At 60.1% G+C, this 1,630-nt stretch carries 1 protein-coding gene; it reads right to left on the reverse strand.

Features of this window, described 5'->3' with window-relative positions:
- On the reverse strand, nucleotides 1-1,373 hold a 1,373-nt coding region (locus tag AC1DVA_RS28185; protein WP_476808099.1), incomplete at its 3' end, for a DEAD/DEAH box helicase.
- Nucleotides 1,374-1,630: the final 257 nt, after the last annotated feature.

The raw sequence follows: 1,630 nt of genomic DNA on the forward strand, positions 1-1,630 counted from the left end.
GTCAATGTGGCGGGGATCGAACTAGCAAGTTGGCGTTGCCGAGCGATGAGGGTCAGCGTGTTGACGGTGTCTGAGCCGTAGGCCTGCCGACGCAGTGTGTCTGTGACGCTATCGTAGATGGCCTGCTCGGCTGCGCTCAACCGAACCCGCAAGATCGTAGGCTCGCGGATCACTCGGTTTTGGATGACATCCCGTTTCCGGGTACGGGTCAGCACCCCGGACAAAAGCGACCGCTCCTCAAGGTCTCGTGCGATCCGAGTCCGCTCCTCGTAACCGGTAAGCTCTGGAGGCGCCTCGCGCCATCCCGCCACAAGCGGATCGGAGCGGAAGTATCGGCTCGCAGCCATGTCGGACAGCGCTCTTTGGAACGCAGCCTGGTCGCATGGCGAGCCTCGCACAGCGTTCAGCGCACGGGTTACCGCGGAATTTGCGCGGCGCAGGATCTCGAACGATTCTAGACTTACGAACCGGTCAGGATCGACTAACCGCAACAGGTTGAACAGGTTCTCGCTACCAATTTGGATCGGGGTAGCGGTCAGAAGGACAAGATGCCCAGCTGCAGCGGACAGCATCTGGCCGATTTGGTGGTTAGCGGTTTCAGGGTTACGCAAATAGTGCGCTTCATCGACGATAACGAGGTCGAATAGCGCGAAGTCGGGGCCAGCCTCATGAGCTAGCAGGAAAGCGCCAAGATCTGCGCGAGAAGAGCGCCCATCGTCCGCCTCTGCCTCTATCCGACGAGAGCGAATGCTCTCAACACCGGCAATCGCGCAAAAAGACCGTGTCGGATCTGTTGCTGCCTCGCGCGCAAGTCCGAGGAGCTCGCGCGCACCGACGATTTTCGCGTCGAGAGCAAAACGCTCTCGCAACTCGCCCTGCCATTTGGTTCGAAGCGCAGCTGGGCAAACCACTAAGAGGCGACGGGCGCCTACCCGTGCCTGCAGCTCGCGCCAGATGTACAGTGCCTCGATCGTTTTCCCGAGGCCCACCTCGTCGGCGATGAGAATGCGCCCCACGGTGGACGTGAGGAATGTCAGAACGGGCTTGAACTGATGGGGGTAAAAGGTCGCGTGGCCCCCACCCATTGAGTACATGACATCAGTAAGCTTCCCTCGGATTTTCTCCGAAACCAACGTCCGAGCCACTACTTCTGGCTTTGAGAAGCGCCCGGCGGCAAAGGCCTCGTAACGCGGCTCGTTGATCGGCGCGAGTTCGAGCTCAGTGAGCGGGATAGGCTCCTCTTCGCCGCTTGGATAACGCACGTAAACGTACGTGACCCCTTGGTGCCTTGTTGTCCGCCCTGAGTTTGTCCCAATCCGGCCAGGATCACGGATAGAGCGCACCGCGACACCTACGGTTTCGACGTTAATCATCGGTGCCGCTTTCCCCCGTGCCGCGGCTGCAATTAACGAGCTTTATCGCCGCACGACGCAGTATCAATCAGGCTCGATGCGGCCGTCCAGTTCTCCATCTTGCTAAGGTGCGCTGCCGATTGGCGACCGTTACGGTGGCGATGTGCTCGTGCGGGGAAACATGAGTTTTGATCGTATGCAGGCGGCCGCGACCCGCCGCTTATTCGGTGAAGGCACCGAGTATGGCCTGCCCCCTGAAAAGTGGCCCTCCCTGAAGT

The sequence above is a fragment of the Allobosea sp. P4_C6 genome (assembly GCF_056402015.1).